Raw genomic sequence first — 26,955 nt, 5'->3', positions numbered from 1 at the left:
AATTTTCCGCTTCGATACTGTTAGCGTCCCCGTCCATGACCTCCGAAGCGACACAGATGGGCACGCCGACCAGCGACTCCGGCCGCGCCGAAGCATTGGTCAGCAAAGGCTGGGCCCAGGGCGTGGCCCTGGTGATGATCTTCGGATTCCTGGTGATGGGAATCTTGGCCTACCGCACCTATACCGCATCGATGCCGATGCCGGACAAGGTCGTCACCGAGACCGGCGAGCAGTTGTTCACCGGCGACGACATCACCCGCGGCCAGACGCTGTTCCAGGCCCGCGGACTGATGCAGTACGGCTCGATCCTCGGCCACGGCGCCTACCTCGGCCCGGATTACACCGCCGAATACCTGCGGTTGGCCACCGACAACGTGGCCGGCCAGTTCGAAGCGCAGGGCGTAGCCAACCCGCACCAGGAAGTGATCGCCGAATTCCGGACCAACCGCTACAACGCCGACACCGGCACGCTGGTCTTCACCGACAAGCAGGCCCGCGCATTCGACGACATCCAGCGCCACTACGCCGAGTACTTCGGTGAGGCCACCACCAAATACGGCCTGCTGCCGGACATGATCACCGACCCGGGCGAGATCCGCGACCTGACGGCGTTCTTCGCCTGGACGGCCTGGGCGGCGGCGGCCGAGCGGCCCGGCCACAGCTATAGCTACACCAACAACTGGCCCTCCGAGCCGCGCGTCGACAACGGCCCCACCGGATCGGTCGTGGTGTGGTCGGTGCTGTCGCTGATCGCGCTGCTCGGCGGTATCGGGATCATGTTCACCATTTACGGCCGGTGGAGCCAGAACATCGGCTGGCACGGCGCCGAGACGACCAGGCTCAAGTTCCGCCAGCCCGGCGAGGTGCCGCTGACCCGCTCGCAGCGCGCCGCGATCTGGATCTTCGCCGTGGTCGCGGTGCTGTTCTTGATCCAAACGCTGCTGGGCGGCGCCGTCGAGCACTACCGCGCGGACCTGGCGGAGTTCTACGGCATCGACCTGGCCAGGCTGCTGCCCTACAACCTGGCCCGCACCTGGCACCTGCAGCTGTCGCTGTTCTGGACCGCGGCGGCGTTCCTGGCCGGCGGGATCTTCCTGGTGCCGTTCATCACCCGCCGTGAGCCCACCAAGCAGTCGTGGCTGGTCTACGGGCTGCTCGGCGCGCTGGCGATCGTGGTCTTCGGATCCATGGCATTCGAGGCGCTGTCGATCTTCGGGATGATCGAGCCCGGCACCGTCCTCTCCCAGCAGTGGGAGTTCCTGGACCTGCCACGGGTGTTCCAGCTGTTGCTGATCGTCGGATTGTTCTTGTGGATCTTCATCATCTGGCGCGGCATGCGCGCCAAGCTGGCGTCCACCTCGAAGCTCAATCTGCCCTGGGTGTTCTTCTTCACCGGCCTGACCATCCCGGCCTTCTACGCGGTCAGCCTGCTCGCCGGCAGTGAAACACACTTCTCGGTCGCCGACTTCTGGCGGTTCTGGATGGTGCACCTGTGGGTGGAGGACTTCCTGGAGCTGTTCACCACGGCGATGGTGGCCTACCTGTTCGTGCAACTCGGGGTGGTGCGCGAGCGCGTCGCGCTGCTGGTGATCTTCCTCGACATCATCTTGTACTCCGCCGGCGGCGTGATCGGCACCATGCACCACCTGTACTTCTCCGGCACCCCGGTGGAGCACATGGCCCTGGGCGCGTTCTTCTCGGCCGCCGAGGTCATCCCGCTGACCTTCCTGACCGTGGAGGCGTGGGCGTTCCTGCAGCTGGGCGCGCGTCAGGAGGCCGGCGGCGAGCACAACTTCCCGGCTCGCTGGGCGGTGATGTTCCTGGTCGCGGTCGGGTTCTGGAACTTCCTGGGGGCGGGCATCTTCGGCTTCCTGATCAACCTTCCGGTGGTGTCCTACTACGAGATCGGCACCGCGCTGACCGCCAACCACGCGCACGCGGCGATGTTCGGGGTCTACGGCATGCTCGCAGTGGCGCTGGCGATGTTCGCCTTCCGCTATGTGATCCCGGCGGACCAGTGGCCCAACAAGCTGGCCCGGCTCTCGTTCTGGAGCATGAACATCGGACTGGCCTGGATGGTGTTCGTCACGCTGCTGCCGCTGGGGGTGCTGCAGCTGTTCCACTCGGTCAACGCCGGCTACTTCGAAGCGCGGTCGCTGGGCTACATCACCAAGCCGGGCAACGCACTGCTGGAGTGGATGCGGCTGCCCGGTGACTTGATCGTCATCGTCGGAGGCGTACTGCCGTTCTGCTGGATCGCCTGGATCGCGCTGCGCAACTTCCGTTCCGGTGAGACGGTCGACGAGTTGCCGGAGCACCCGCTCTACGCCACGGTGACCGTCGGCGAGGATTCCGAGGCCGAGGGCTGACGACGATGACGATGCCGGGAGCGTGGGTGTGGCTGATGTCCGGCTACGCCGTTCTCCTGCTCGTCTTCGCGTGGGGCTTCGACGCCATGGCCAGGCGGACCTCCGACCGCGCCGCCCAGTGGCGCACCGGCAGGTTCGCCTACCACGACGATCACGACGCCTGGAAGTGCCCGGAGGACCAGTGGCTCTGGCCGACGTCGTTCGACCCCGACAACCGGGTGATGCGCTACCGGGCGACGCCGTCGATCTGCAACGCCTGCCCGGTCAAGGACACCTGCACCACGTCGAATCACGGCCGGGAGATCACCCGGCCGGTGGACCCGTGGCCGCATTCGGAGGCGGGCCGGTTCCATCGGGGCATTGCCTGTGCGGTAGCGGGGTTCGGGGTGGTCATGCCGCTGGCGACGCTGATTGCCAACCACCGGTCCGGCGACGTGCTGGTGCTGGGTGCGACGATCCTGATCGTGCTGGCCGGTGGTGCCCCACTGGTGCGCCATCTGTGGAACACTCCGTCGAACGCCCCGACCGAGACGCCGGGCCCGGCCGGCGGGCAAGCACAGGTCGAGCAGGTCGAAGCGGCCATCGACCGGTATTCCACCCGGTGGGGCGGTTTCTCCGACAGTGCTCTGACCACCAAGACCAGGAAGGCAGCGCGCAAGTGAGTGAAGGGCTCATCACCGTGGTGGTGCTGGTGATCGCGGCGCTGGCCGTGCTGGCCTACTTCTCGATCCATGTGCTGCGGGAATACGAGCGCGGCGTCGTCTTCCGCGTCGGGCATGCCCGCCCGCTGTATCAGCCGGGACTGCGGATCCTGATTCCACTGGTGGACAAGATGATCCGCGTCGACCAGCGGGTCGTGACGCTCACCATTCCCCCGCAGGAGGTGATCACCCGCGACAACGTTCCCGCCCGGGTGAACGCGGTGGTGATGTTCCAGGTGGTCGATCCGCTCAAAGCGATTCTGGCGGTCGAGAACTACGCGGTGGCCACCTCCCAGATCGCCCAGACGACCCTGCGCTCGCTGCTGGGCCGGGCCGACCTGGACACGCTGCTGGCCCACCGTGACGACCTCAATGCCGACCTGCGCACCATCATCGACAAGCAGACCGAGCCGTGGGGCGTGCAGGTCCGGGTGGTCGAGATCAAGGACGTGGAGATCCCCGAATCGATGCAGCGGGCGATGGCCCGCGAGGCGGAGGCCGAGCGCGAACGCCGGGCGAAGGTCATCAACGCCCGCGGTGAACTGCAGGCCTCCGAGGAGCTGAGCCAGGCCGCCGAGACGCTGTCACGTAATCCGGCGTCGCTGCAACTGCGGTATCTGCAAACCCTTTTGGAGCTCGGCGCCGACCAGAATTCCACGGTGGTGTTCCCACTGCCGGTGGACATCATCACGCCGTTCCTGGGCGGCGCGAGCCAGGCGCTGCGCGCTACCGGACGCGACAGCACAGCCGGCTGAGTCGGTTAGCGGGCCACCATCCCACCGTCGGCGTGCAGGGTCTGCCCGGTGATGAAGCTGCCGGCGTCGGAGACCAGAAGCAGCGCCGGGCCGACCATTTCGGCAGGGTCGGCGATGCGCTGCTGCAGCGTGGCGACCCGCAGCGATTCGATGAACTCCGGCGGGTTGTTGCGCACCATGTCGGTATCGACCGGTCCGGGGGCAAGCGCATTGACCCGGATCCGCGATGAGGCGAACTCGGCGGCCATGGACCGGGTGAAGGAGACCAATGCCGCCTTCGCCGCCGAGTACATCGACGTCGCCGGCGAATAGACGAAGGCTCCGGCCGACACCATGTTCAGGATCGCGCCCCGGCCGCTGGCGCGAAGGTGCGGTAGCGCCGCTTGGACCAGCAGCACCGGCCCCTGCAGATTCACCGCGAACGACTTGCCCAACGCCTCGGGGGTGATCTCACCCAATGGCTGGGCGAGCGCATTGGCCGCATTGTTGATGACGATGTCGATGCCGCCGAACCGCTCGACCGCGGTGTCGACCAGCTGCTGGATCGCCTCGACGTCGCCGAGATGCGTTGGCACCCCGATCGCCTCGGCGCCGGCCTGGCACAGTTGCTGCGCGGCGCGCTGGCATGCATCGCCCTTGCGGCTGGCCACGACGACCTTCGCGCCGGCGGCGGCAAGGCCGTGCGCCACCGACAACCCGATGCCGCGCGTACCTCCCGTCACGATGGCGGTGCGGCCGGTCAGGTCGAACAACGCGGTGAGGGCGGACCGGTCCACTGTGACCTCCTTTGCTGATTGCCGATATTACTTCCGAGCGGTATCGGGGCTTTGTACCCTGTGAATCCGCGGGTTGCGCCACTACCGTGGTCAGTGTCTGAGCGGAGAGGACGCGTTGTGGTCACAGTCTTTCTGGTCGACGACCACGAGGTGGTGCGCCGCGGCCTGATCGACCTGCTCGGCGCCGATCCGGAGCTCGACGTCGTCGGCGAGGCCGGTTCGGTCGCCGAAGCGCTGGCGCGCATCCCGGCGCTGCGCCCCGACGTGGCGGTGCTCGACGTCCGGCTGCCCGACGGCAACGGCATCGAGCTCTGCCGGGAACTGCTGTCGCGCATGCCGGAGCTGCGGTGCCTGATCCTGACGTCCTTCACCTCCGACGAGGCCATGCTCGACGCCATCCTGGCCGGCGCCAGCGGCTACATCGTCAAGGACATCAAGGGCATGGAGTTGGCCCGTGCCGTCAAAGACGTCGGCGCCGGACGTTCGCTGCTGGACAACCGCGCCGCGGCGGCGCTGATGGCCAAACTGCGCGGCGCCACCGCCAAGCCCGATCCGCTGTCCGGGCTCTCGGAACAGGAGCGCACGCTGCTGAGCCTGCTCGCCGAGGGCCTGACCAACAAGCAGATCGCCGACCGGATGTTTTTGGCCGAGAAGACCGTCAAGAACTACGTGTCGCGGCTGCTGGCCAAGCTGGGGATGGAACGGCGAACCCAGGCCGCGGTGTTCGCCACCAAACTCGAGCGCTCCCGGAATGACTGACGACGGACCCGCGGACGGCCCGGACCCGCTGCGCGACACGTTATCTCACCTGCGGTTGCGCGAGCTGCTGGTCGGTGTCCAGGACCGGGTGGAACAGATCGTAGAGGGACGCGATCGCCTCGAGGGCCTGCTGGCCGCGATGCTGGTGGTCACCTCCGGATTGGAGCTCGACGCCACGCTGCGCTCCATCGTGCAGACCGCCACCAACCTGGTCGATGCCAAATACGGTGCGCTGGAAGTACACGACAACGACCGCCGGATGCTGGAATTCGTCCACGAGGGCATCGACGACGACACGTTCGCGCGGATCGGACGGCTGCCCGAGGGGCTGGGCGTGGTGGGCCTGTTGATCGAGGATCCCAAACCGCTGCGGCTCGATGATCTGACCAAACATCCGTCCGCGGTGGGATTTCCGTCCGGGCACCCGACCATGCGCACGTTCCTGGGGGTGCCGGTCGGCGTGCGTGACGAGGTCTTCGGGAATCTGTATCTCACCGAGAAGGCCAACGGACTGCCGTTCAGCGAGGACGATGAGGTGCTGGTGCAGGCACTGGCCGCCGCCGCCGGGATCGCCATCGCAAACGCCCGGTTGTACGCCCAGGCCAAGGCGCGACAGTCCTGGATCGAGTCCACCCGCGACATCGCGACCGAACTGCTGTCCGGAACCGATCCGAGCACCGTGTTCCGGCTGATCGCCGAGGAAGCCGGCAAGCTCACCGGATCGGAGTCGGCGCTGGTCGCCATCCCGCTCGATGACGACACCCTCGAAGCCGAGGTCAACGAGCTTCTGGTGGTCGAAACCATCGGCGCGGCAATGGCTCCCCTCGACGGCGACACCATCCCGGTCACCGGCAGCTCGGTCGGCGAGGCGTTCTCCCAGCGCAAGCCACGCCAGGTGGCCCGGCTTGCGCTGCCCGGCATCGACGCGACCGGTCCGGCACTGATCCTGCCGTTGCGCGCCGCCGACGCGGTGGCCGGCGTGGTGGTGGTGATGCGCCACGGCACCAGCATTCCGTTCAGCGTCGAACAGCTCGACATGATGGCCGCCTTCGCCGACCAGGCCGCGCTGGCCTGGCAGCTGGCCACCTCGCAGCGCCGGATGCACGAACTCGACGTGCTCACCGACCGCGACCGGATCGCCCGCGACCTGCACGACCACGTCATCCAGCGACTGTTCGCCGTCGGGTTGTCGCTGCAGGGCACCATTCCGCGGGCTCGCGACGCCGTGGTGCGGCGCCGGCTGACCGACGCGGTCGACGACATGCAGGAGATCATCGGCGAGATCCGCACCACCATCTTCGACCTGCACGGCGCCTCGGCGACGGTGACCCGGCTGCGGCAACGCCTCGACAACGCCGTCGCCCAGTTCTCCGGTTCGGGCCTGCACACCACCGTTGCGTTCATCGGCCCGCTGTCGGTGGTCGAACCGGTGCTGGCCGATCACGCCGAGGCGGTGCTCTCCGAGGCCGTCAGCAACGCGGTCCGGCACTCCGGCGCCACCGAGTTGGCGGTGCAGATCAAGGTCGAAGACGACCTGGCCATCGAGGTGGCCGACAACGGCCGCGGGATGCCGGAGGTGGTCACCCCCAGCGGTCTGGCCAACCTGCGGCGACGCGCCGAGCAGGCGGGCGGGACGTTCGGCATCGAGGAGGCGCCGGGCGGTGGCACGGTGGTGCGCTGGTCCGCGCCGCTGACGATATAGCCTCGGGCCGTCAGACACACACCGCGAGGTTTCCGGTTTCCTTCCCGGCTTCCGCGGAGCCGGCCCGCCGATCACCGGCGGTCAGCCATTCGACGGTGTCGTCGAGGAAGCGCCGCGGGGTGGCCGGCAGCGGGTCGGCGTTGATCGGGGCCCAGCCCACCCGCAGCAGCATCTGCGGATAGCCGCTGGTGCCGAAGACGTCGCGGCGCACCGCGGCGCGGGTTTCGGCGATCTCGAGCGGCTCGGTGACCGGGCAGCTGGCCAGCCCCAGCGCCGTCGCGGTCAGCAGCACCACGCTGGTGGCCTCACCGGCACGCAGCTGCGCCAGCCGGTCGTCGTGCTCGGTGCCCAACGCCAGCATCACCGCGCGATCCTCTGCCGGGCTGGCTCCGGGCGGCTGGGCCAGCAGCGGGTCGGCGAACAGCCGCCCCGGAATCGGCGCGCCGGTGCTCGGCGCCGGAACGCTGCGCGCCGGGACGCCGGCCACCGACCCGTATCGACCGCTCCACCTCGCCAGCTCGGCAAGGTAGTCGTAGTCGGTCCGGTGGGTGGAAACGGCTTGAGCCACCAGGGTGTTCAGCTGGTCGAGCGCGTCGATTCGGCGCAGCATCACCCCGGCGCGGGCGGCGCGGGCGCCCATCAACGCGATGTCGGCCGCCGCCACCGGCCAGCCGCTGAAGTAGCGGCGATCGGTGCGGCGCCGGGGTATCGCCGCGGCCAATGACACATTGACCTGCTCGGGAACCGGTTCGGGCACCCCTCCGGGATCGGGTCCGAACAGCTCAATCGAGGCCAGCTGGTCGGGACGAGCCGGATCGGGCAGCCGGTGAACCCGGCAGCGCCACCCCAATGCGGCCAGCGCCACCACGCAATGATGCAACGCCGCTCCGCAACTCAGCATCAGACCGCGGCCGTCGGGATCCACGCTGCGCAGCTGCAGATCGGGGTTGGCGAACAGCTCCAGTCGAGGCTGCTGCGTCGCCAGCTGCACCTGCCAGCGCCACGGCTGGGAGTTGTGCACCGACGGTGCACGGGCCGCCAGCTGCAGCGCAGTGCGAACGGTCTCCCGAACGGCCGCGGTGGCCAGGTAGTCAGCAGGCTGTTCATCCACGGTCCGGCCCCCTTTCGACTGCCATGGGCCTGCGCCGAATCGGCGCCGCCTCCGAGCCCTTGCGGAGCCCTTGACGCTTCCACGATGCCCCGGGGCGCGTGGCCCGCGACAGGGCAGGAAGACCCGGCTGCAAAGGACTTTGGGCCACCGGCGGCAGCGGCCTTCGCCGCCGATTTCATCCTGCCGCCGGACCGACTGGCCGCCGCGGTGCTGGCGCTACTAGGGACTTCTGGCCCTGCCTGCGCCGACCGGTACGGGCGGATCATGGAGAGCGGACGCAGGCAGGAGGTCCGCATCATGGAGCAACTGACCACACTGGACGCGGGATTTCTGGAGGCCGAGGACTCCGACCGCCACATCAGCCTGGCGATCGGCGGGCTGGTCATCCTGGAAGGGCCACCGCCGGATTATGCGTCCCTGGTTGCCACGTTGGGGGCGCGGATCAGCGGCTGCCGGCGGTTCGGCCAGAAACTCCAGTTCCACCCGTTCGACCTGGCGCCGCCCCAGTGGGTCGCCGATCCGGACTTCGACATGGCGCATCACCTGCGGCGGGTCGCGCTGCCGAGCCCCGGCGGCGACGCCGAACTGTTCGGCTTCGTCGCCGACCAGATGGCGCGCCGGCTGGACCGGGATCGGCCGCTGTGGCATATCTGGGTGATCGAGGGCCTGACCGACGACCGGTGGGCCATGCTGATCAAAGTTCACCACTGCGTCGGCGACGGGATCGCGACCTCGCACCTGTTCACCGGGCTCTGCGATGAAGGCGGCGACCTGGGCGACCGGGTGGCGAGTTTTGCCGGCCACCTTCATAGCTCACACGAATCACATTCGGGCGAATGGCATTTCGGACTCCCCACCGTGAACAGCAGCCCTGCGGCCTGGGCCGCCGAGCTGTGGAACGTGTCGACCGCGATCAGCGCCGCGGCGGTGCGGGCGGCCCGCGGCACCGTCGAGCTGTCGGCGGGGCTGCTCCGCCAGGGCACCCCCACCTCGTTGAACGGGCCGATGAGGACCATGCGCCGGTACAGCTCGGCGAAGGTGTCGCTCGCCGACGTCAGCCGGATCTGTCAGGCGTTCGACGTGACCCTCAACGATGTCGCGCTGGCCGGCTTGACCGAGGCCTACCGCGGCATGCTGGAGCGCCGCGGCGAACGCCCGCTGCCCGAAACGCTGCGCACCCTGGTCCCGGTGTCCACCCGCGGCGGCGACGCCATCGGCGCGACCGACAACCGGGTGTCGGTGATGCTGCCCTGCCTGCCGGTGGAGGAGGACAACCCGGTGCGGCGGCTGAAGCTGGTGCATGCGCGGCTGAGCCGAACCAAGCGCACCGGGCAGCACCAAGCCGGCAGTGTGTTCGTCTCGGCGGCCAACCACATTCCGTTCCCGCTGACCGCATGGGCCGTGCGGCTGTTGACGCGGTTGCCCCAGCAGGGCGTCACCACCCTCGCGACCAATGTGCCGGGGCCGTCGGAGACCCTGCACATCATGGGCCGCACCGTGCTCGAGGTGCTTCCGGTGCCGCCGATCGCGCTGCAGTTGCGGTCCGGGGTGGCGATGCTGAGCTACGCCGAGAGCCTGTCCTTCGGCGTGCTGGCCGATTACGACACCATGCCCGATGTCGACGAATTCGCCCGCAGCATCGAGGCGGCGGTGGCCCGCCTGGCTGCCGTCGCAAAGCGGCACAACGACAGGCGAGAACGTAGCGAACACCGGCAGCCGGCGCTGGTAGTCACCGGGTGAGCGATCCCCCGCAGCGCCTCGAAGCCTCAGCCCGGCAATACCGGCAGCGCGCCGGCGACCATGAACGGCCCCAGCGGCGACCAGCTCTGATCATCCTCGGCCCTCGACGACGACAGCGCGAGCACCCCGCGCGGATCCGCCACATAGACCGTGGACGGGTCGGCGACGATCGTCGATACCGGCAGCTGCAGATTGCCGCTGGGGGCATCGGAGTTCACCCCGTCGATGTTGACGTAGGACACCGGGTCCTTGGGATCGGATCGGCTCACCACGATGTCGTCGCCGGTGCGCCAGCTCAGTGACACCACCGAGGAGCCGAGCCCAAAGCCCAGCCGGCGGGGATAGTTCAGCACGAACTGGCCGGCCGCCGTCTGCTCGACACCGGCCAAGATCACCTGTCCTTCGATCACCATGGCGGCCCGGGTGCCGTCGCGGGACAGCTGCAGCTCGCTGATCGGTCCGGGGAACCGCGCGTTGATCGCCCCGGAGTCCACCGGGATCCGGGCCGGCCGGCCCGAGGCGACCTCCTGGATCGCCCGCACCACGTAGTTGCCGTCGACCACCACCCACACCGCTTCGTCCAGCGACCAGCTGGGCCGCGACAGGGTGTGCCCCTCGGCCGCCTGCACCGCCTCACCGCCGAGATCGCCGATCCACAGCGTGGCCTCGGGGTCGCCGGGGTGCACCACCACCGACGCCACCTGACGCCCGTTGCGCGACAACGCCGCCGACTGCTGGTCGGGTTCGCGGCCGAACGCCCCGGGCACCCGGTTGGCCTGCTGGCCGTCCAGGACCAGCAGCGAACCGCCCACCAGGGCGTGGATCCCGGCGCCGGCACCGTCGGACGCACCCGGGTCGGTGGTGGCCACATCGGAGGTCGTCCAGCCGTCGGGGAACCGGTCGTCGAGCGCCGCGCCGTCGGCGTTGATCACATACGGCCCCTTGATGTCCGCCCGGGCCAGCGTCCAGATCAGTTGGGCGGCAAGCAGTTGCCTGCTGTTGGGATCGGTGGTCGAGAGGCTGTCCAGCTCGATCTTCGCTCCGCCGTAGCCCCGGCCCACCCCGCTCTTGCCCCCGTCGGCGCGGGTCACCGGCCCGCGCAACCGCAACGGCGCCGCCAGCAGGTTGCGCACCCCGGCCATCTCCGGACGGGGGCCGGCGATCAGTTTGGACACCAACTCCGTCGCCAGCTGGTCCGGGTCGGACACCGCCACGTAACGGGGGTCGGGAACCACCGTCTTGCCGGTGGGGTCCACGAAATACAGCGTGTTGCGCTTGTAGGTGGCCTGAAACTGCTGCCAGTCCAAAAAAACTCCGTTGGGCAGCCGGTCGATGCGCCAGCCATCGGAGGTCTTGAGCAGCTCGATCGGCTCCGGGGACGGCAGTGCCCCCTCGGCGGTCTCGAAAACCCCCATGTCCGACAGCGAACCCAGCATGTCGGCTCGCATGGTGACCGCGACCCGGTCGGCGCTGCGGGTTTCGACGAACACCACGTTGTCGATCAGCAGCGCGCTGCCGGCGTCGTCCCAGGCGTCCGACGCCGACTGGGTGAGAAACTGCCGCGCGGCGCGGTGCCGGTTGGCCGGATCGGCTGTTGCCTTGAGGAATTCGCGCAGCAGCACGTCGGGGTCCATCCCCGGGGTGGGTTTGGGCAGCACCGACGGCGGCGGCGCCTGCACCGTGCCGATCGCCTGCGGCGCGGAGTTGCTGGGCACCCCGGCGCAGCCCGCCAACACGAGCACCGCGTTCATCAGGGCGACCAGCAACGCCACTGGAGTCCGCCGGCGCATCACCCGCTCCGCTCAGCATGTTCGCGTGCCCGCTGCCGGCGCTCCCGGCGCTCGGCGGCGCTCACCGGTTTCATCGGCAGCGGGCTGGTGGTGACCTTGTGGCCGCGGACCAGCGGCAGCGTGAGCCGGAAGCAGGCACCCTTGCCGGGTTCGCCCCAGGCCTCCAGCCGGCCCTGGTGCAGCCGGGCGTCCTCGACACTGATCGCCAATCCCAGCCCGGTGCCACCGGAGCGGCGTACCCGCGACGGGTCGGCGCGCCAGAACCGGCTGAACACCAGCTTCTCCTCCCCCGGCCGCAACCCGACACCGTGATCGCGGACGGTGACCGCGACGGTGTCCGCGTCGGCGCCCATCCGGATCACCACCGGCTTGTGCTCGGCGTGGTCGATGGCGTTGGCGATCAGATTGCGCAGGATCCGTTCCACCCGTCGCGGATCGACCTCGGCGATCACCGGTTGGCCCGGAACGTTCACCCGGAGTTCGACGCCGGCCTCGGCGGCCAGATGACCGACGTTGTCCAGCGCGCTGTTCACCGTCGAGCGCAGGTCCACCGACTCCACCGACAACTCGGCCACGCCGGCGTCGTGCCGGGAGATCTCCAGCAGGTCGTTGAGCAGCGACTCGAACCGGTCGAGCTCACTGACCAGCAGCTCGGTGGAGCGCCGCAGCGACGGCTCCAGGTCTTCACTGTGATCGTGGATCAGGTCGGCCGCCATCCGCACCGTGGTCAGCGGGGTCCGCAGCTCGTGGCTGACGTCAGAGGTGAACCGGCGCTGCAGGTTGCCGAACTCCTCGAGCTGGGTGATCTGGCGCGACAGGCTCTCGGCCATGTCGTTGAACGACACCGCCAGCCGGGCCATGTCGTCTTCGCCGCGCACCGGCATCCGTTCGGACAGGTACCCCTCGGCGAACCGTTCGGCGATCCGCGAGGCCGACCGCACCGGCAGCACCACCTGGCGCGAGACCAGCAACGCGATTCCCGCCAGCAGCACCAGCAACACCAGGCCGCCGGTGGCGATGGTGCCGCGCACCATCGAGATGGTGTTGCGCTCGGTGCCCAGCGGGTAGATCAGGTAGAGCTCCAGGTTGGTGATCCGCGAGGTGGTCGGTGTCCCGATCACCAGCGCCGGGCCGGAGAACCCCTCCACGTGCACGGTGGCGTACTGGTAGCTGACCTGACCGGCCTTGACGAATTCGCGCAGTGCGGCCGGCACCTGCTCGACCGGCCCGGCGCTGGTCGCCGCACGCGGGCCCTCGCCGAGCACCACCAGCACCGCGTCGAACGCGCCGGCGGTTCCGCTGCCGGAGGCCGGGTCGGTCTTGCTCATCAGCGTGTTGCGGGCCAGTTGCAGGCTCGAGGTCAGCGACCGGGCCTCCTCACCGCCGACGATGCCGCCGGCCGTGACGCGGGCCCGCTCGATCTGTTCGGTGGCCGCGCGGACCTTGACGTCGAGCACCCGGTCGGTGATCTGGCTGGTCAGCACAAAGCCGAGCGCCAAGATGACCGCAGCCGACAATCCCATCGTCAGCACCACGACCCGCAGCTGCAGCGACCGCCGCCAGGCGACCTGCACCGCGCGGCGCAGCGTGTTCACGCCGAGCAGCAGGGGACCCGACCGCCGGGGGCGCCGTCTGGAGCTGAAGATCACTGGCGCCGCACCCCGGGGGGGATCACGGAGGTCCGGCCTTGTAACCCACTCCTCGAACGGTCAGCACCACGGTCGGATTCTCCGGGTCTTGCTCTACTTTGGCCCGCAGGCGCTGGACGTGCACGTTCACCAGCCGGGTGTCGGCCGGGTGCCGGTATCCCCAGACCTGTTCGAGGAGCACCTCACGAGTAAACACCTGGCGGGGTTTGCGTGCCAGCGCCACCAGCAGGTCGAACTCCAGCGGCGTCAGGGAGATCTGCTCACCGCCGCGGCTGACCTTGTGTGCCGGCACGTCGATGTCGATGTCGGCGATCGAGAGCATCTCGGCCGGCTCGTCGTCGTTGCGGCGCAGCCGCGCGCGCACCCGGGCCACCAGCTCCTTGGGCTTGAACGGCTTCATGATGTAGTCGTCGGCACCCGACTCCAGCCCGAGCACCACGTCGACGGTGTCGGTCTTGGCGGTGAGCATCACGATCGGCACCCCGGAGTCCTTGCGCAGCACCCGGCACACGTCGATGCCGTTCATGCCGGGCAGCATCAGGTCCAGCAGCACCAGATCGGGCCGCAGCTCGTGTACCGCGGTGAGCGCCTGGGTGCCGTCGCCGACGACCGCGGTGTCGAAACCCTCCCCGCGCAGCACGATGGTGAGCATCTCGGCCAGCGAAGCGTCGTCATCGACGACGAGAATCCTTTGCCTCATGGCGTACATGGTGTCATCAGATCGAGATAAAACCCTGCTACCACACGCGTGTTTCGCAGGTTAACCGCACAGCACGCCGGCGAGCTCGGCCGGCGAGACCGTCGGACCGGCCAGCTGCCACCGCCCGCCGAAGCCGGCGCGGGCCAACCGGCGGTACACCTCGCCGGTGCGGCGCTGCAGACCGTCGTCACGTTCGTAGCTGTCGCGGGCCCGGGCGGTGTCGTGCGTCTCGCGGTCGCGGGCACGCTGGGCGGCGAGCTCGGCAGGGACGTCGAGCAGCACCTGCCAGTCCGGCGCGGGCAGCCCGAGTCGCTCGAACTCCAGCTCGCGCACCCAGGCCACCACCTCGCCGTCGGCGTTTTGGCGCAGCCGGGCGGCGCTGTAGGCCGCACTGGAGGCCACATACCGGTCCAGGATCACCACGTCATGTTCGCGGCACAGCTCCCCGATCTGGTCTTTGGCCCCGGCCCGGTCCAGCGCGAACAGCATCGCCATCGCATACACCGAGTCCGCCAGGTCGCCGTGCCGGCCGCGCAGCGCCTCGGCGGCGACGTCGGCGGTCACCGAGAGGCCGTAGCGCGGGAAGGCCAGGCTGGCCACCGACTTCCCGGCGGCCCCGAACGCCGCGCGCAGCCCGTTGGTGAGGGTGTTCTTGCCGGCGCCGTCGATCCCTTCGATCGCGATCAGCACGGCGGGAAACCCCTCGCGAGCAGACATGAAAGCCCCCAAATTCCCGCGGAAATGGGGGCGTTCATGACTGCTCGGCAGCGAAAATCAGTACCGGTAGTGGTCCGGCTTGTAGGGGCCTTCGACGTCGACGCCGATGTACTCGGCCTGTTCCTTGGTCAGCTTGGTCAGCGTGCCGCCCAGGGCCTCGACGTGGATGCGGGCCACCTTCTCATCCAGGTGCTTGGGCAGCCGGTAGACCTCGTTGTCGTACTCGTCGCCCTTGGTCCACAGCTCGATCTGGGCGATGACCTGGTTGGAGAAGCTGTTGCTCATCACGAACGACGGGTGCCCGGTGGCGTTGCCCAGGTTGAGCAGCCGGCCCTCGCTCAGCACGATGATCGAGCGGCCGGTGTCAGGGAAGGTCCAGACGTCGACCTGCGGCTTCACGTTGTCGCGCACCGCGCCGGAGGTCTCCAGAGCGGCCATGTCGATCTCGTTGTCGAAGTGGCCGATGTTGCCCAGGATGGCCTGGTTCTTCATCGCCTTCATGTGCTCGAGGGTGATGATGTCCTTGTTGCCGGTAGTCGTGATGACGATGTCGGCCTCACCGATGGCCTGCTCGACGGTCTGCACGTCGTAGCCCTCCATCAGCGCCTGCAACGCGTTGATCGGGTCGATCTCGGTGACGGTCACCCGGGCACCCTGGCCCTTGAGGGACTCCGCACTGCCCTTGCCGACGTCACCGAAGCCGCAGACCAGCGCCTTCTTGCCGCCGATCAGCGCGTCGGTGCCGCGGTTGATGCCGTCGATCAGCGAGTGCCGGCAGCCGTACTTGTTGTCGAACTTGCTCTTGGTGACCGAGTCGTTGACGTTGATCGCCGGGAACACCAGCTCGCCGGCGGCGGCCAGCTGGTACAGCCGCAGCACGCCGGTGGTGGTCTCCTCGGTGACGCCCCGAACCGACTCGGCGATCTTGGTCCACTTGGTTTTGTCGGTCTCGAAACGCTCACGCAGCGTGTTCAGGAAAACCTTCCACTCGTGCGAGTCGCCGTCCTCGGCGGGCGGCACCACACCGGCCTTCTCGTACTGGGCGCCGCGCAGCACCATCATGGTGGCGTCGCCGCCGTCGTCGAGGATCATATTGGCAGGAGCGTCCGGCCACGTTAATGCCTGCTCGGCGCACCACCAGTACTCCTCGAGGCTCTCGCCCTTCCAGGCGAACACCGGGGTGCCCTTGGGCTCCTCGACGGTGCCGTGGGGGCCGACGACGACCGCGGCGGCGGCGTGGTCCTGGGTGGAGAAGATGTTGCACGACGCCCACCGGACCTCGGCGCCGAGGTCGACCAGGGTCTCGATGAGCACGGCGGTCTGGATGGTCATGTGCAGCGACCCGGTGATGCGAGCGCCCTTGAGCGGGTTGACGCCGTGGTACTCCTCGCGCAGCGCCATCAGGCCGGGCATCTCGTGCTCGGCCAGCCGGATCTCCTTGCGGCCGTAGTCGGCCAGCGACAAGTCGGCGACCTTGTAGTCGATGCCGTTGCGGCTGTCTGCGGTCAAACTCATCAGTGCGCCCCTGTAGGTTCGGTGAAATCAGCTCCGCTACAAGCTACCGGCGGGAAGCCGAGTCTGCTCGAGCGGGTCAATCGACGTCGACGACCCCATAGGTCTCGGCTGCCGGGGTGAACAATCGGGCCAGGTCAGCGGCCACATCGTGGTCGGCTTCGGGCGGCATCGAGACATAGCTCATGGCCAGCCGGACGATGGCCCGGGCCAGGATTCCGGCGTCTTCCTCGCTGGCCTTGACCCAGCTGTGCATGAACGACGAGGTGAGCCGTGCCGAGCAGCGGGTGATGATCGGCCCGCTGTCGGTGGTGATGATCTGCAGCAGGTCCGGCTTGGCGGCGCCGGTCAGCAGCGAGATCACCAGCGGGTCGGCGGCCGAGGAGGAGAAGAAGGACCGGAATCCCTCCAGGAACGCGGCGTGGACGTCGCCGACGTTGTCGTAGATGGCGCGCTCGACGGCGTCGACGAGCCGGTCGGCCAGCCTGATCGCGTAGCCCTGCGCCAAGCCCTGACGGGAGCCGAACTCGTTGTAGATGGTCTGCCGGCTGACCCCGGCCGCCTCAGCTACCGCGGCGAGCGTGATCGACGACCAGTCCCGGCTGGTCAGCAGCTCCCGCATCGCGTCGAGGACCGAGTCGCGCAGCAGCGCCCGGGATGCCTCGGCGTAGGGGACGCGTTTCACCACCGCGAGAGTAGCGGGTGTCACGCTTGGACCTGCTCGAAGTCCGGCTTCTCGCGTACCGCGCAGTCCGGGCAGCACCAGTCGTCGGGCACCTGCGCCCACGGGGTGCCGGCTGGAAAGCCTTCGCGGGGCGCGCCGACGGCCTCGTCGTAGCAGTAGTCGCAGCCCGGGCAGCGGTAGCTCGCCATCACGCGGCCGCCGGTTCGTCCAGGGGCGCACCGTAGCGGGCCAGGATCTTCGCCCGCCGGCGCGGCTCGATGTTGACCCGGGTGATGTCGCCGTCGTAGTGGGCCAGCACCCGGTGGTCCATCAGCCGCCGCCACAACGGCGGGAGGTAGGTCAGCCCGATCAGCGTGGCGTACCCACTGGGCAGGTTCGGCGCCTCGGCCATGCTGCGCAGCGTCTGGTAGCGCCGCGTCGGGTTGGCGTGGTGATCGCTGTGCCGCTGCAGGTGGTAGAGGAACAGGTTGGTCACCAGGTGGTCGGAGTTCCAGCTGTGTTCGGGTGTGCAGCGCTCGTAGCGACCGTTGGCGCGGGTGCCGCGCAGCAGGCCGTAGTGCTCGATGTAGTTCACCGACTCCAGCAGCGAGAAGCCATAGCCGGCCTGGATGACCACGAACGGGATCAGCGCCGGGCCGAACACCGCGATCAGCACACCCCACAGCACCACCGACATCAGCCAGGCGTTGACCACGTCGTTGGACAGCCAGGTTCTCGGATCCGCCGGGTTCTTGTCGAGCCGGCGCAGCCGCGCGGCCTCCAGCTGCCAGGCCGAACGCAACCCGCCGAACACGCTGCGCGGCAAGAACTCCCAGAACGTCTCACCGAACCGTCCCGACGCGGGGTCTTCCGGAGTGGCCACCCGCACATGGTGGCCGCGATTGTGCTCGATGTAGAAGTGGCCGTAGCAGACCTGGGCCAGGGTGATCTTCGCCAGCCACCGCTCCAGCCGATCCTTCTTGTGCCCCAGCTCGTGTGCGGTGTTGATGCCGACGCCGCCCAGGGTTCCCACCGACAGCGCCAGCCCGATCTTGGCGAACCAGTTGAGAGACCCCTCGACTCCCAGCCAGCTCAGATCGGTTGCGGTGAACAGGTAGGCGCCCATGACGACGCTGGCGTACTGGCACGGGATGTAGGCGTAGGTGCAGTAGCGGTAGTACCGGTCGCTCTCGAGCTGCGCCATCAGCTCGTCGGGCGGATTCTGACCGTCGGCGCCGAACCGCAGATCCAGCGCCGGCAACAGGATGTAAACCAGGATCGGCCCGATCCAGAACGGCAGCTGGGCGGCGACGTGCCAGCCGAGCCGGTTCATCGCCCAGATCATCGGCAGCATGGTGAACAGCAGTGTCGGGGCGATCAGGCCCATCAGCCACAGGTAGCGCTTCTTGTCCCGCCAGATCTCCACCTCGGTGCTCAAATTCCCGCCTCCTTGTGAGTTCAACCACCGTCGCGCATGGACATTACCCCGTGATTCGTCCGGGGTCTAGACATTTGACGGTAATTTGTACACGTGCGTTCGGTGCAATGGCATCCGCGCAGCCGTATAACTTTGAGTGCACAACGCACTCACGGATGGGCACCACCGCGATGATGACTGCAGGGCCGGAGGCGGATTCGCGGCCGCCCACAGCGCTGCGACTCGGCGCCCACTACGCCGCCGGACTGGCGTTCGCACAACTGCTCACCAGCACCGAAGCGATCGCGGTGGTGATGTCGCTGAGCGGTGAGCCCCACAGCGGCACCGGTATCTGGCGCTCGGATTACCTGGTCCTGACCGTGGTGCTCGTCGCGCTCAGCACGCTCAGCGTGGCCATCGCGGGCACCGCCAGCATCGCCCCCACGCTGCGCTGGTACACCGCCGGACAACAGCCCGACGCCGCGCAGCGCCGCGCGGCCCTGCACATCGTGCGCCGGCAGTCGGCGGTCGTGTTCGGCACCTGGGTGATCGGCGGCGCGATCGGCCTGGCCACCGTGCGCTCGAGTGACGCCGGGATGATCGTGTTGCAGAGCCTGGTCGTCGTCTTCGGTGGAACCGCCACGGTGAGCACCAGCATGCTCTTCACCCACCGCACGTTTCGGCCGATCGTGGCCGCGGCCTGGCGGGAGACCGAGATCCGCGAGAACGCTCCCGGCGTGCTGCCGCGGCTGGTCACCATGTGGTTCATCACCAGCGCGCTGCCCGCGGCGGCGATCGTGGTGCTGATCGTCTGCCGCCGGATGGGCTGGGTCATCGACCGCGACGCCTCGGTGGAGATCCCGGTGCTGGTGCTGTGCCTGGTGGCGGTGCTGCTCGGGATGCGCGCCATGATCCTGGTGGCCCGCTCGATCTCCGATCCGGTCGGCGAGGTGGTGCGCGCGATGGCCCGGGTCCAGCACGGCGAGCGGGACGTCGCCGTCGGCGTCTACGAGCACTCCGAGATCGGCCGGTTGCAAACCGGGTTCAACAGCATGGTGGCCGGCCTGCGCGAACGCGACCGGCTGCGGGATCTCTTCGGCCGGCACGTCGGCCCGGAGGTGGCCCGGCTGGCGGTGGAGCGGGATCTCGCGCTGTCGGGGCAGGTGCAGGACGCGGCGATCCTGTTCATCGACCTGACGGGCTCGACCGAACTGGCGGCCACGCACCCGCCCGATGAGGTCGCTGCGGTGCTCAACGACTTCTTCCGCATCGTGGTGGCCGCCGTCGACGCACGGCACGGCTCGATCAACAAGTTCCAGGGCGACGCGGCGCTGGCGGTGTTCGGCGCCCCGGTCGCCTCCGACGGCGCGGCCGCAGCGGCGCTGGCCACCGCCCGGACCCTGCTCACCCAACTGCGGCGGCTGCCGTTGGTGGACTTCGGCATCGGCGTCTCGGCCGGGCCGGTGTTCGCCGGCAACATCGGCAGCGAGAACCGCTACGAGTACACCGTGGTGGGTGACGCCGTCAACGAGGCCGCGCGGCTGGCCGATCGCGCCAAGACCGTCGCCGCCCGCGCGCTGTGTTCCCAGACGGCACTGGAATGGGCCGACGACGACGAACGGGCGCGGTGGGCGACGCACGCAACGGCGGTGTTGCGCGGCCGCTCCGAACCCACCGTGATGTCCATGCCGGCCGGCGAGCCGACCCCGGTGCCGGCCACCGGGATGTGACCCAGCTCCCACCGTCATGTCACACTCTGGGCATGGTTTACGAGATCGCCCGCCCTCAGATCGAGGGCAAGATAGCCGTCGGTGAAGACCGTCAGCTCGGCTTCGCCGAGTTCGGCGCCCCGCACGGCCGGGCGATGTTCTGGCTGCACGGCACCCCGGGTGCGCGGCGACAGATCCCGGTCGAGGCGCGGGTCGTCGCCAAGGAGGCCGGCATCCGGCTGATCGGGGTGGACCGGCCCGGCATCGGCTCCTCCACGCCGTATCAGTACGAGACGGTGTCGCAGTTCGCCGATGATCTGCGCGCCGTGGCCGACACGCTCGGCATCGACAAGATGGCGGTCATCGGGCTGTCCGGCGGCGGCCCGTACACCCTGGCGTGCGCCGCGGCGATGCCCGAGCGGGTGGTGGCCGCCGGGATTCTGGGCGGCGTCGCCCCGGCCGTGGGCCCCGATGCCATCGACAGCGGCCTGATGACGCTGGCCCGGATCGCCGAGCCGGTGCTGCAGCGCGCCGGGCGCCCGATCGGCATCCTGGCCACCGGCCTGATCCGGATGATCCGGCCGGTCGCCGAACCGGCGCTGGAGCTCTACGCCCTGATCTCCCCGGAGGGCGACCGCCGGTTGCTGGCCCGGCCGGAGTTCAAGGCGATGTTCCTCGACGACCTGCTCCACGGCTCCCGCAAGCAGCTTGCCGCGCCCATCGCCGACGCCGTGTTGTTCGCCCGGTACTGGGGTTTCCGGCTCGAGGAGGTGAAGGTGCCGGTGCACTGGTGGCACGGGGATGCCGACCACATCGTCCCGTTCGCCCACGGCGAGCACGCGGTCTCGCTGCTGCCCGACGCGCAGCTCCACCCGCTGCCCGGCGAGAGTCATCTGGCCGGACTGGGGCGCGCGGAGGAGATTCTGCGCACCATGTCGCAGGTCTGGGACGACGCCGAGGCGCGCTGACTCACGCCATGACCGCACCTCAATCGATCAGGGAGTTGTTCGACCAGCTCGGCCTGCAAGAAGTGCCGTCGGCCGATGACACCCTGACCATGGAGATGCCGGTCGATGAGCGGGTGGTCAACACCGCCGGCGGGCTGCAGGGCGGCTTGATCGCCACCATGGCCGACGTGGCCGCCGGGCAGCTCGCCGCGCGCAGCACCGCGTTCGGCAACGGCATCGCCACCACGGATCTGTTCATCCGGTATCTGCGGCCGATCAAGATCGGGCCGGCCCGTGCCGTGGCGGCCATCCTGCGCACCGGCCGGCGCTCGGTGGTGGTCCAGGTCGACATCTACCGCGGCAACGACGACCAGCTCGCGGCCACCGCGACGGTGAACTTCGCCGCCATCGATCTGCCGGGCTGAGCTCCGGGCACGCCGCGCTGATTGCGCCACTTAGCTAAACAACCTAATATTTGGACACATGTCCAGACAGCCAGCCGATGATGTCGAGCGCCTGCGGATCGCGCTGCTGTCTTATCGCAGCAAGGAGCACTGCGGCGGTCAGGGTGTCTACGTACGCCATCTGAGCCGGGGGCTCGCCGAGCTCGGCCATCACGTCGAGGTGTTCTCCGGGCAGCCCTACCCCGAGCGGCTCGACCCGGCGGTGCAGTTGCGCAAGGTGCCCAGCCTGGACCTGTATCGCGAACCGGACCCCTTCCGGGTGCCGCGGCCCAGCGAGATCCGCAGCCGCATCGACCTGCTGGAGCTGACCACCATGTGGACCGCCGGGTTCCCGGAACCGCGCACCTTCAGCTTGCGCGTCGCCCGGCTGCTCGCCGCCCGCCGCGACGACTTCGACGTCGTCCACGACAACCAGTGCCTCGGCACCGGCCTACTGCAGATCGCGGCGACCGGGCTGCCGGTGGTGGCCACCGTGCACCATCCGATCACCCGCGACCGGCGGCTGGACCTGGCCGCCGCGCCGTGGTGGCGCAAGCCGGCGGTGCACCGCTGGTACGGGTTCGCCGAGATGCAGAAGCGGGTGGCCCGCCGGCTCCCCGAGCTGCTGACCGTCTCGAGCACCTCGGCCGCCGACATCGCCACCGACTTCGAGGTGGATCCGGCACGGCTCAGGGTGGTCCCGCTGGGGGTGGACACCGAGGTGTTCCGGCCCCGCGAAGGGCCGCGGGTCGCCGGGCGCATCGTGGCGATCGCCAGCGCCGACGTGCCGCTCAAGGGGGTGGCGCATCTGCTGGCGGCGGTGGCCGAACTGCGCACCGAGCGCGACGTGGAGCTGCAGCTGGTGGCCAAGCTGGAACGGGGCGGGGTGACCGAGAAGCTCATCGCCGAACTCGGCATCGCCGACATCGTGACGGTCTCCAGCGGCCTGACCGACGCCGAACTGGCGGCGGTGCTGGCTGCTGCCGAACTGGTCTGCATCCCCTCGCTCTACGAGGGGTTCTCGTTGCCGGCGGTGGAGGCGATGGCCAGCGGCACCCCGGTGGTGGCCAGCCGGGCCGGCGCCCTGCCCGAGGTGCTCGGCGACGACGGCGCCTGCGCGCAGCTGGTGCCCCCCGGCGACGCGGCGGCGCTGACGCAGGCACTGGGCATGCTGCTCGACGACCCCGAACGGCGCCGTCGGCTCGGCGCGGCGGGCCGCCGCCGCGCCCTGGACGTCTACAGCTGGCCGGCCGTCGCCGCCCAGACCGTCGCCGTCTACCGCGACGCGATCCAGCGGAGCGCGGCACCGTGTTGACCGTCGACTTCGACCGGCTGGGGATCGGAGCCGGGACGACGGTGATCGACGTGGGCTGCGGCGCCGGACGGCATTCGTTCGAGGCCTACCGCCGCGGCGCCGACGTCACCGCGTTCGACCAGGACGCCGACGAGATCGACGGTGTCGCAACCATGTTCGCCGCGATGGCCGAGGCCGGGGAGGCTCCGGCGGGCGCGTCGGCGCGCGCGGTGGTCGGTGACGCGCTGGCACTGCCCTACCCCGACGGCGCCTTCGATGTCGTGATCGCCTCGGAGATCCTCGAGCACGTCCCGGCTGACGGTGCCGCGATCGCCGAGCTGATCCGGGTGCTCGCCGACGGCGGCACGCTGGCGGTGAGCGTACCCCGCTGGCTGCCCGAGCAGGTCTGCTGGCTGCTCTCCGACGAGTACCACAGCAACGAGGGCGGTCACATCCGGATCTACCGGGCGTCCGCGCTGCGCAGCAAGATCACCGGAGCCGGGCTGCGATTCACCGGATCGCATCACGCCCACGGGCTGCACGCCCCGTTCTGGTGGCTCAAATGCGCTGTGGGGGTCAATAATTCGGACCATCCCCTGGTGTCGGCCTACCACAAGCTGCTGGTCTGGGACATGATGTCGCGGCCGCCGGTCACCCGGGTCGCCGAAGCGGTGCTCAATCCGGTGCTCGGCAAGAGCGTCGCGATGTATTTCACCAAAGCTGACGCAACGGCCGACTTCAAGGCCGACTTCCCCACCTCGGCGGGCACCCGTGCGCCCCGCTGAGATCGGCGCGCCGGGCGTTCCCGGCGTGCTCACCCCGCAGCAGTGCCGCCAGACCGCCGCCTCGATCGTCGCGGTGCAGGAATCATCCGGGGCGATTCCGTGGTCGGCGACCGGGCACACCGACCCCTGGGATCACGTCGAATGCGCGATGGCGCTCACCGCGGCCGGACTGATCGAGCCCGCCCGCGCGGCGTTCGACTGGTCTCGGGAGTCCCAGCGTGCCGACGGGTCGTGGCCGATTCAGTTGCGGGCCGGTGCGATCGAGGACGCCAACAGCGACAGCAACTTCTGCGCCTACATCGCCACCGGCGTCTGGCACCACGTGCTGATCACCGGAGACCGGTCGTTCGCCGCGGCCATGTGGCCGACGGTGGCGGCCGCGATCGACTTCGTGCTGGGGCTGCAGCGCGGCTCCGGGGAGATCTGCTGGGCGGCGTCACCGGCCGGCCCGGTCCCCGAGGCGTTGCTGACCGGATGCGCCAGCATCTACCACAGCATCCGCTGCGCGCTCGCCCTCGCCGACTATCTCGGCGCGCCGCAACCGGAGTGGGAGGTGGCGCTGGGCCGACTCGGGCACGCGATCACCGCCCACCCGGGCGCGTTCACCGAGAAACCGCATCACGCGATGGACTGGTACTACCCGGTGCTCACCGGAGCGCTGCGCGGCCCGGCGGCCGATGAACGGATCGCCGCACGCTGGGACGCCTTCGTGGTCGACGGCCTCGGTATCCGCTGCGTCGATGATCGGCCGTGGGTAACCGGCGCCGAAACCTGTGAGCTGGTGCTGACATTGGACGCGATGGGCTGGTCCGATGCGGCCCGCAACCAGTTCGCGGCGATGCAGCACCTGCGCGAGGCGGACGGATCCTATTGGACCGGCCTGGTTTTCACCGACGGAAAACGCTGGCCGGTGGAGCGCACCACCTGGACCGGGGCCGCCGTCATCCTGGCCGCCGACGCGCTGTCGGACACCACCGCCGGCGCCGGGATCTTCCGCGGCACCGACCTGCCCCGCGGGCTGGAAGGCGACTACGACTGCGCCTGCGCCGAACTGCCGCGCTAGACGTCGTCGCCGGCAACGCCGGACGTGCGCCGCAGCACCCGCAGCGACCCCGTCTGTGACACCGGCTCGAACTGCCGACTTTCGATTGCCCGGCAATAGATCTGGTAGGGCGCCTGACCACCGTCGGCCGGATCGGGGAAGACGTCGTGGATCACCAGCACCCCGCCCCGGTCGACCCAGCGCGCCCAGCCGTCGAAGTCCTGCTGCGCGGCCGCCTCACTGTGGCCGCCATCGATGAACAGCAGCTGCAGCGGGGTGCGCCAGCCGCGGGCCACCACGCTGGACTTGCCCACCACCGCCACCACGGTGTCGTCGAGGCCGGCCTGATCGAGGGTGCGCCGGAACGCCGGCAGCGTGTCGAACCGGCCGCTGTGCGGGTCGACCATGGTGACGTCGTGGTACTCCCAGCCCGGTTGGTGCTCCTCGGATCCGTGATGGTGGTCGACGGTGTAGAGCACACTGTGCCGTTCGAGCGCCGCGGCGCCGAGCAGCACGGTGGATTTGCCGCAGTAGGTACCGATCTCGACCGCCACGCCGCCGTCGAGCGCATCGACCGCGGCCCGGTGAAGCGCCCGGCCCTCGTCCTCGGGCATGAAGCCGGTCACCCGGCCGGCCAGGTCGAACAGTCGCTGGGTCTCATGGGATGCCATGCAGGCAAACTACGCTAGCGTGCGCTGCGCTGTTGTAGTAGCGTCCAGACATGTGTCCAGTCCGGTGGCTCGGGAGTCGACGCGTCGTCGGCTGACCGCCAAACAGGCTGACACCGTGGAGCGGCTGAGCCGCGCCACGATGACGGTGCTGGGCCGGGAGGGATTCTCCGGCCTGACGATTCGCATGGTGGCCGCCGAGGCCGGGATCGGCGCCGCCACCGCCTACACCTACTTCTCGTCGAAAGAGCATCTGGTCGCCGAGATCTTCTGGCGTCGGCTGGCCCTGGCACCGGCCCCGACGGTCGACTCGCCCGACCGCACGGTCCGGGTCGTCACCGTGCTGCGCCACATCGCGCTGCTGGTCGCCGACGAAGCCGAGTTGGCCGGTGCGGTCACCGCTGCGCTGCTCGGCAGCGCCCCGGACGTCGAGCACCTGCGCCGCCGGATCGGTACCGAGATCCATGACCGACTGGCCACCGCGGTGGGCCCCGGCGGCGATCCGGACCTGGTCGACTCACTGGAGCTGCTCTACTCCGGGGCGCTGGTGCGGGCCGGGATGGGGTACGGCTCCTACCAGCAGATCGCCGACCGGCTGGAGAAGTCGGCGCGGCTGCTGCTCAGCGCCGCGAGCTGAGCCGCCGCTCGGCGATGAAGTGCGGCAACCGGAAGTGGCGCGGCTGCTGCGCGGCCGGTTCCTGCTGCGCCACTCCGCCGTTCTGGGCCGCGGCGTAGGCGCCGGAATCACCGGCGACAGTCAGCACCTGGCCGCGCCAGCTGATGTCGGCCTCCCGATTGGCCTCCACCAGCGCGCGCTCCAGCAGTTCGTCGGCCTGCTCGATCGACAGCGCCGCCAACTCGACGAATTCGCCGTCGCGGGCGTCGAGCTTCAGCGTCGTCGGGCCGGTCTCGACCAGGTCGCAGTTGGCCCGGATGCTCAGCTCGGAGTTGGCGCGGGTCAGCCCCGCCAGCGCGTAGGCGGCCAGCAGCGCGCGGCCGGCCTCATCCCCGGCGATGCCGCAGTCGAAGCGCAGTTGCCGCAGTGCGGCGAAGCTCAGCACCTGGGTGCGAATGATGCGGCTGCAGCAGACACCGGACTCGGCCGCGGCGCGCGAGTCCGTCGGCGCACCGTCGACGAGCACCCCGATGATCTCGCCGGACAGCACGCCGCGGAAGCGGCTCTGGCCGGTGCCGCGGGCGGCGTCGATCGCACCGAAAACCAGGCTGCCCGGGCTCAACTCGGCCACGGCGCGGGCATTCTCCGGAGTGCTCTCGCGTGCGGCCCGATAGGCCGGGTGGGCGATCGCCGGCTTGCCGCCGATCGAGCCGGTCAAAAAGTGGCCGTCGAAAATCCGTTGCGGCAGCTCAAGATCGGTGTAGACCGTCCGGCAGCCGTCGTAGCACACCTCCAACCGCGGCACCCGGCCCAGCACCGGATGCTGATCGCGGATGCCCTGCAGGATCGCGGCTTCCACCCGCTGGATCTGGCTCTGGTTGTCGTCGATGATCACCGACGCGGTCGGATTGCCGTCGATCAGCCGGGTCTCCTGGGCGATCGCCGACGGGCCACGTCCGGCGCGGTGGGCCGGGCTGATCGCGGCATGCGGCCCGCCGGCGGGGGCCAGCTCGGTGTACACGCTCAGCGTGCTGGCACCGCCGGCCTGACAGGCCGCGATGAGCTGCCGGTAGGAGAAGCTGGACAAAG

25 protein-coding genes are annotated in these 26,955 nt (G+C 69.4%); 13 read left to right on the top strand and 12 right to left on the bottom strand.

The window, feature by feature from the left end; translation table 11 throughout:
* Positions 1-56: 56 nt before the first annotated feature.
* Genes ACAG20_RS06695 through ACAG20_RS06685 form a run of 3 tightly spaced genes read left to right on the top strand, consistent with a single transcriptional unit; the run spans position 57 to position 3,825 of the window.
* The gene (locus ACAG20_RS06695; protein WP_370492080.1) at positions 57-2,369 is read left to right on the top strand and encodes a nitric-oxide reductase large subunit; all 2,313 of its coding nucleotides are present in this window, start codon (positions 57-59) and stop codon (positions 2,367-2,369) included.
* A 5-nt stretch (positions 2,370-2,374) separates the two neighbouring features.
* Positions 2,375-3,031, top strand: coding sequence for a hypothetical protein (locus ACAG20_RS06690; RefSeq protein WP_370492008.1), 657 nt, complete (start codon positions 2,375-2,377; stop codon positions 3,029-3,031).
* Positions 3,028-3,825: a slipin family protein gene (locus tag ACAG20_RS06685; protein ID WP_370492007.1), complete on the top strand. Its 798-nt coding sequence runs from the start codon at positions 3,028-3,030 to the stop codon at positions 3,823-3,825. The genes ACAG20_RS06690 and ACAG20_RS06685 overlap by 4 nt, the downstream gene beginning before the upstream one ends.
* A 5-nt stretch (positions 3,826-3,830) precedes the next feature.
* Here the strand turns inward: ACAG20_RS06685 and ACAG20_RS06680 are convergent, their stop codons facing one another.
* Positions 3,831-4,601: an SDR family NAD(P)-dependent oxidoreductase gene (locus ACAG20_RS06680; protein WP_370492006.1), complete on the bottom strand. Its 771-nt coding sequence runs from the start codon at positions 4,599-4,601 to the stop codon at positions 3,831-3,833.
* A 117-nt stretch (positions 4,602-4,718) separates the two neighbouring features.
* Between ACAG20_RS06680 and ACAG20_RS06675 the strand changes: the two genes are divergently transcribed.
* Both ACAG20_RS06675 and ACAG20_RS06670 read left to right on the top strand, forming a co-directional pair.
* Positions 4,719-5,360, top strand: a complete 642-nt coding sequence (locus tag ACAG20_RS06675) for a response regulator transcription factor (RefSeq protein WP_085085023.1) — start codon at positions 4,719-4,721, stop codon at positions 5,358-5,360.
* Positions 5,353-7,062 carry a GAF domain-containing protein gene (locus ACAG20_RS06670; RefSeq protein ID WP_370492005.1) on the top strand — a complete coding sequence of 570 codons (1,710 nt, stop codon included), beginning with the start codon at positions 5,353-5,355 and terminating at the stop codon, positions 7,060-7,062. The genes ACAG20_RS06675 and ACAG20_RS06670 overlap by 8 nt, the downstream gene beginning before the upstream one ends.
* Before the next feature lie 10 nt (positions 7,063-7,072).
* On the opposite strand, the gene ACAG20_RS06665 is transcribed toward ACAG20_RS06670, so the two are convergent.
* A complete protein-coding gene (locus tag ACAG20_RS06665; RefSeq protein WP_370492004.1) occupies positions 7,073-8,173 on the bottom strand; it encodes an NAD(P)H nitroreductase in 1,101 nt (366 codons plus the stop codon).
* Between the two features lie 297 nt (positions 8,174-8,470).
* Here ACAG20_RS06665 and ACAG20_RS06660 point away from each other — a divergent pair, with 297 nt between their 5' ends.
* Positions 8,471-9,913, top strand: coding sequence for a wax ester/triacylglycerol synthase family O-acyltransferase (locus tag ACAG20_RS06660; protein WP_370492079.1), 1,443 nt, complete (start codon positions 8,471-8,473; stop codon positions 9,911-9,913).
* Positions 9,914-9,939: 26 nt separating this feature from the next.
* Here the strand turns inward: ACAG20_RS06660 and lpqB are convergent, their stop codons facing one another.
* From lpqB to ACAG20_RS06620, 8 genes are all read right to left on the bottom strand, one after another.
* On the bottom strand, positions 9,940-11,703 hold the full coding sequence (lpqB, locus tag ACAG20_RS06655; protein WP_370492003.1) for an MtrAB system accessory lipoprotein LpqB: 1,764 nt from the start codon (positions 11,701-11,703) through the stop codon (positions 9,940-9,942).
* Positions 11,703-13,352, bottom strand: coding sequence for an MtrAB system histidine kinase MtrB (gene mtrB / locus ACAG20_RS06650; RefSeq protein ID WP_112686604.1), 1,650 nt, complete (start codon positions 13,350-13,352; stop codon positions 11,703-11,705). The genes lpqB and mtrB overlap by 1 nt, the downstream gene beginning before the upstream one ends.
* 22 nt (positions 13,353-13,374) lie before the next feature.
* On the bottom strand, positions 13,375-14,061 hold the full coding sequence (gene mtrA / locus ACAG20_RS06645) for a two-component system response regulator MtrA (protein ID WP_013829915.1): 687 nt from the start codon (positions 14,059-14,061) through the stop codon (positions 13,375-13,377).
* 51 nt (positions 14,062-14,112) lie between these two features.
* Positions 14,113-14,742 (bottom strand): dTMP kinase, encoded by a 630-nt coding sequence (locus tag ACAG20_RS06640; protein WP_112686602.1) that lies wholly within the window; start codon positions 14,740-14,742, stop codon positions 14,113-14,115.
* 84 nt (positions 14,743-14,826) lie between these two features.
* Positions 14,827-16,284 carry an adenosylhomocysteinase gene (gene ahcY / locus ACAG20_RS06635; RefSeq protein ID WP_112686600.1) on the bottom strand — a complete coding sequence of 486 codons (1,458 nt, stop codon included), beginning with the start codon at positions 16,282-16,284 and terminating at the stop codon, positions 14,827-14,829.
* Between the two features lie 76 nt (positions 16,285-16,360).
* Entirely contained in the window at positions 16,361-16,990 is a 630-nt protein-coding gene (locus ACAG20_RS06630; protein WP_370492002.1) for a TetR family transcriptional regulator, read from the bottom strand.
* Positions 16,987-17,154, bottom strand: coding sequence for a rubredoxin (locus ACAG20_RS06625; RefSeq protein WP_370492001.1), 168 nt, complete (start codon positions 17,152-17,154; stop codon positions 16,987-16,989). The genes ACAG20_RS06630 and ACAG20_RS06625 overlap by 4 nt, the downstream gene beginning before the upstream one ends.
* A complete protein-coding gene (locus ACAG20_RS06620) occupies positions 17,154-18,332 on the bottom strand; it encodes an alkane 1-monooxygenase (RefSeq protein WP_370492078.1) in 1,179 nt (392 codons plus the stop codon). Before ACAG20_RS06620 ends, ACAG20_RS06625 begins: the two co-directional genes overlap by 1 nt.
* A gap of 221 nt (positions 18,333-18,553) precedes the next feature.
* Here ACAG20_RS06620 and ACAG20_RS06615 point away from each other — a divergent pair, with 221 nt between their 5' ends.
* The 6 genes from ACAG20_RS06615 (at position 18,554) to ACAG20_RS06590 (ending at position 24,603) form a co-directional block, all read left to right on the top strand.
* The gene (locus ACAG20_RS06615) at positions 18,554-20,092 is read left to right on the top strand and encodes an adenylate/guanylate cyclase domain-containing protein (protein ID WP_112686620.1); all 1,539 of its coding nucleotides are present in this window, start codon (positions 18,554-18,556) and stop codon (positions 20,090-20,092) included.
* 32 nt (positions 20,093-20,124) lie between these two features.
* Positions 20,125-21,039, top strand: a complete 915-nt coding sequence (locus ACAG20_RS06610) for an alpha/beta fold hydrolase (protein WP_112686594.1) — start codon at positions 20,125-20,127, stop codon at positions 21,037-21,039.
* An 8-nt stretch (positions 21,040-21,047) separates the two neighbouring features.
* Entirely contained in the window at positions 21,048-21,443 is a 396-nt protein-coding gene (locus ACAG20_RS06605; protein WP_112686592.1) for a PaaI family thioesterase, read from the top strand.
* 91 nt (positions 21,444-21,534) lie between these two features.
* Positions 21,535-22,776, top strand: coding sequence for a glycosyltransferase family 4 protein (locus ACAG20_RS06600; RefSeq protein WP_370492077.1), 1,242 nt, complete (start codon positions 21,535-21,537; stop codon positions 22,774-22,776).
* Complete coding sequence (locus ACAG20_RS06595; protein WP_370492000.1) at positions 22,770-23,540, top strand: class I SAM-dependent methyltransferase; 771 nt, start codon at positions 22,770-22,772, stop codon at positions 23,538-23,540. The genes ACAG20_RS06600 and ACAG20_RS06595 overlap by 7 nt, the downstream gene beginning before the upstream one ends.
* Entirely contained in the window at positions 23,527-24,603 is a 1,077-nt protein-coding gene (locus ACAG20_RS06590) for a prenyltransferase (RefSeq protein WP_205868944.1), read from the top strand. Before ACAG20_RS06595 ends, ACAG20_RS06590 begins: the two co-directional genes overlap by 14 nt.
* Here the strand turns inward: ACAG20_RS06590 and ACAG20_RS06585 are convergent.
* A complete protein-coding gene (locus tag ACAG20_RS06585; RefSeq protein WP_370491999.1) occupies positions 24,600-25,253 on the bottom strand; it encodes a class I SAM-dependent methyltransferase in 654 nt (217 codons plus the stop codon). The genes ACAG20_RS06590 and ACAG20_RS06585 overlap by 4 nt on opposite strands.
* Before the next feature lie 64 nt (positions 25,254-25,317).
* On the opposite strand from ACAG20_RS06585, the gene ACAG20_RS06580 reads away from it, so the two are divergent.
* A complete protein-coding gene (locus tag ACAG20_RS06580; RefSeq protein ID WP_112688817.1) occupies positions 25,318-25,887 on the top strand; it encodes a TetR/AcrR family transcriptional regulator in 570 nt (189 codons plus the stop codon).
* Here the strand turns inward: ACAG20_RS06580 and ACAG20_RS06575 are convergent.
* Positions 25,871-26,953, bottom strand: a complete 1,083-nt coding sequence (locus tag ACAG20_RS06575; protein WP_370491998.1) for a type I-U CRISPR-associated protein Cas7 — start codon at positions 26,951-26,953, stop codon at positions 25,871-25,873. The two genes, ACAG20_RS06580 and ACAG20_RS06575, sit on opposite strands and share 17 nt — an antisense overlap.
* Positions 26,954-26,955 lie beyond the last annotated feature (2 nt).

Origin of the sequence: Mycobacterium sp. pW045, from assembly GCF_041287085.1 — a bacterium.
Lineage (GTDB): Bacteria > Actinomycetota > Actinomycetes > Mycobacteriales > Mycobacteriaceae > Mycobacterium > Mycobacterium algericum_A.
This window is presented reverse-complemented; position numbering and strand designations above follow the sequence as displayed.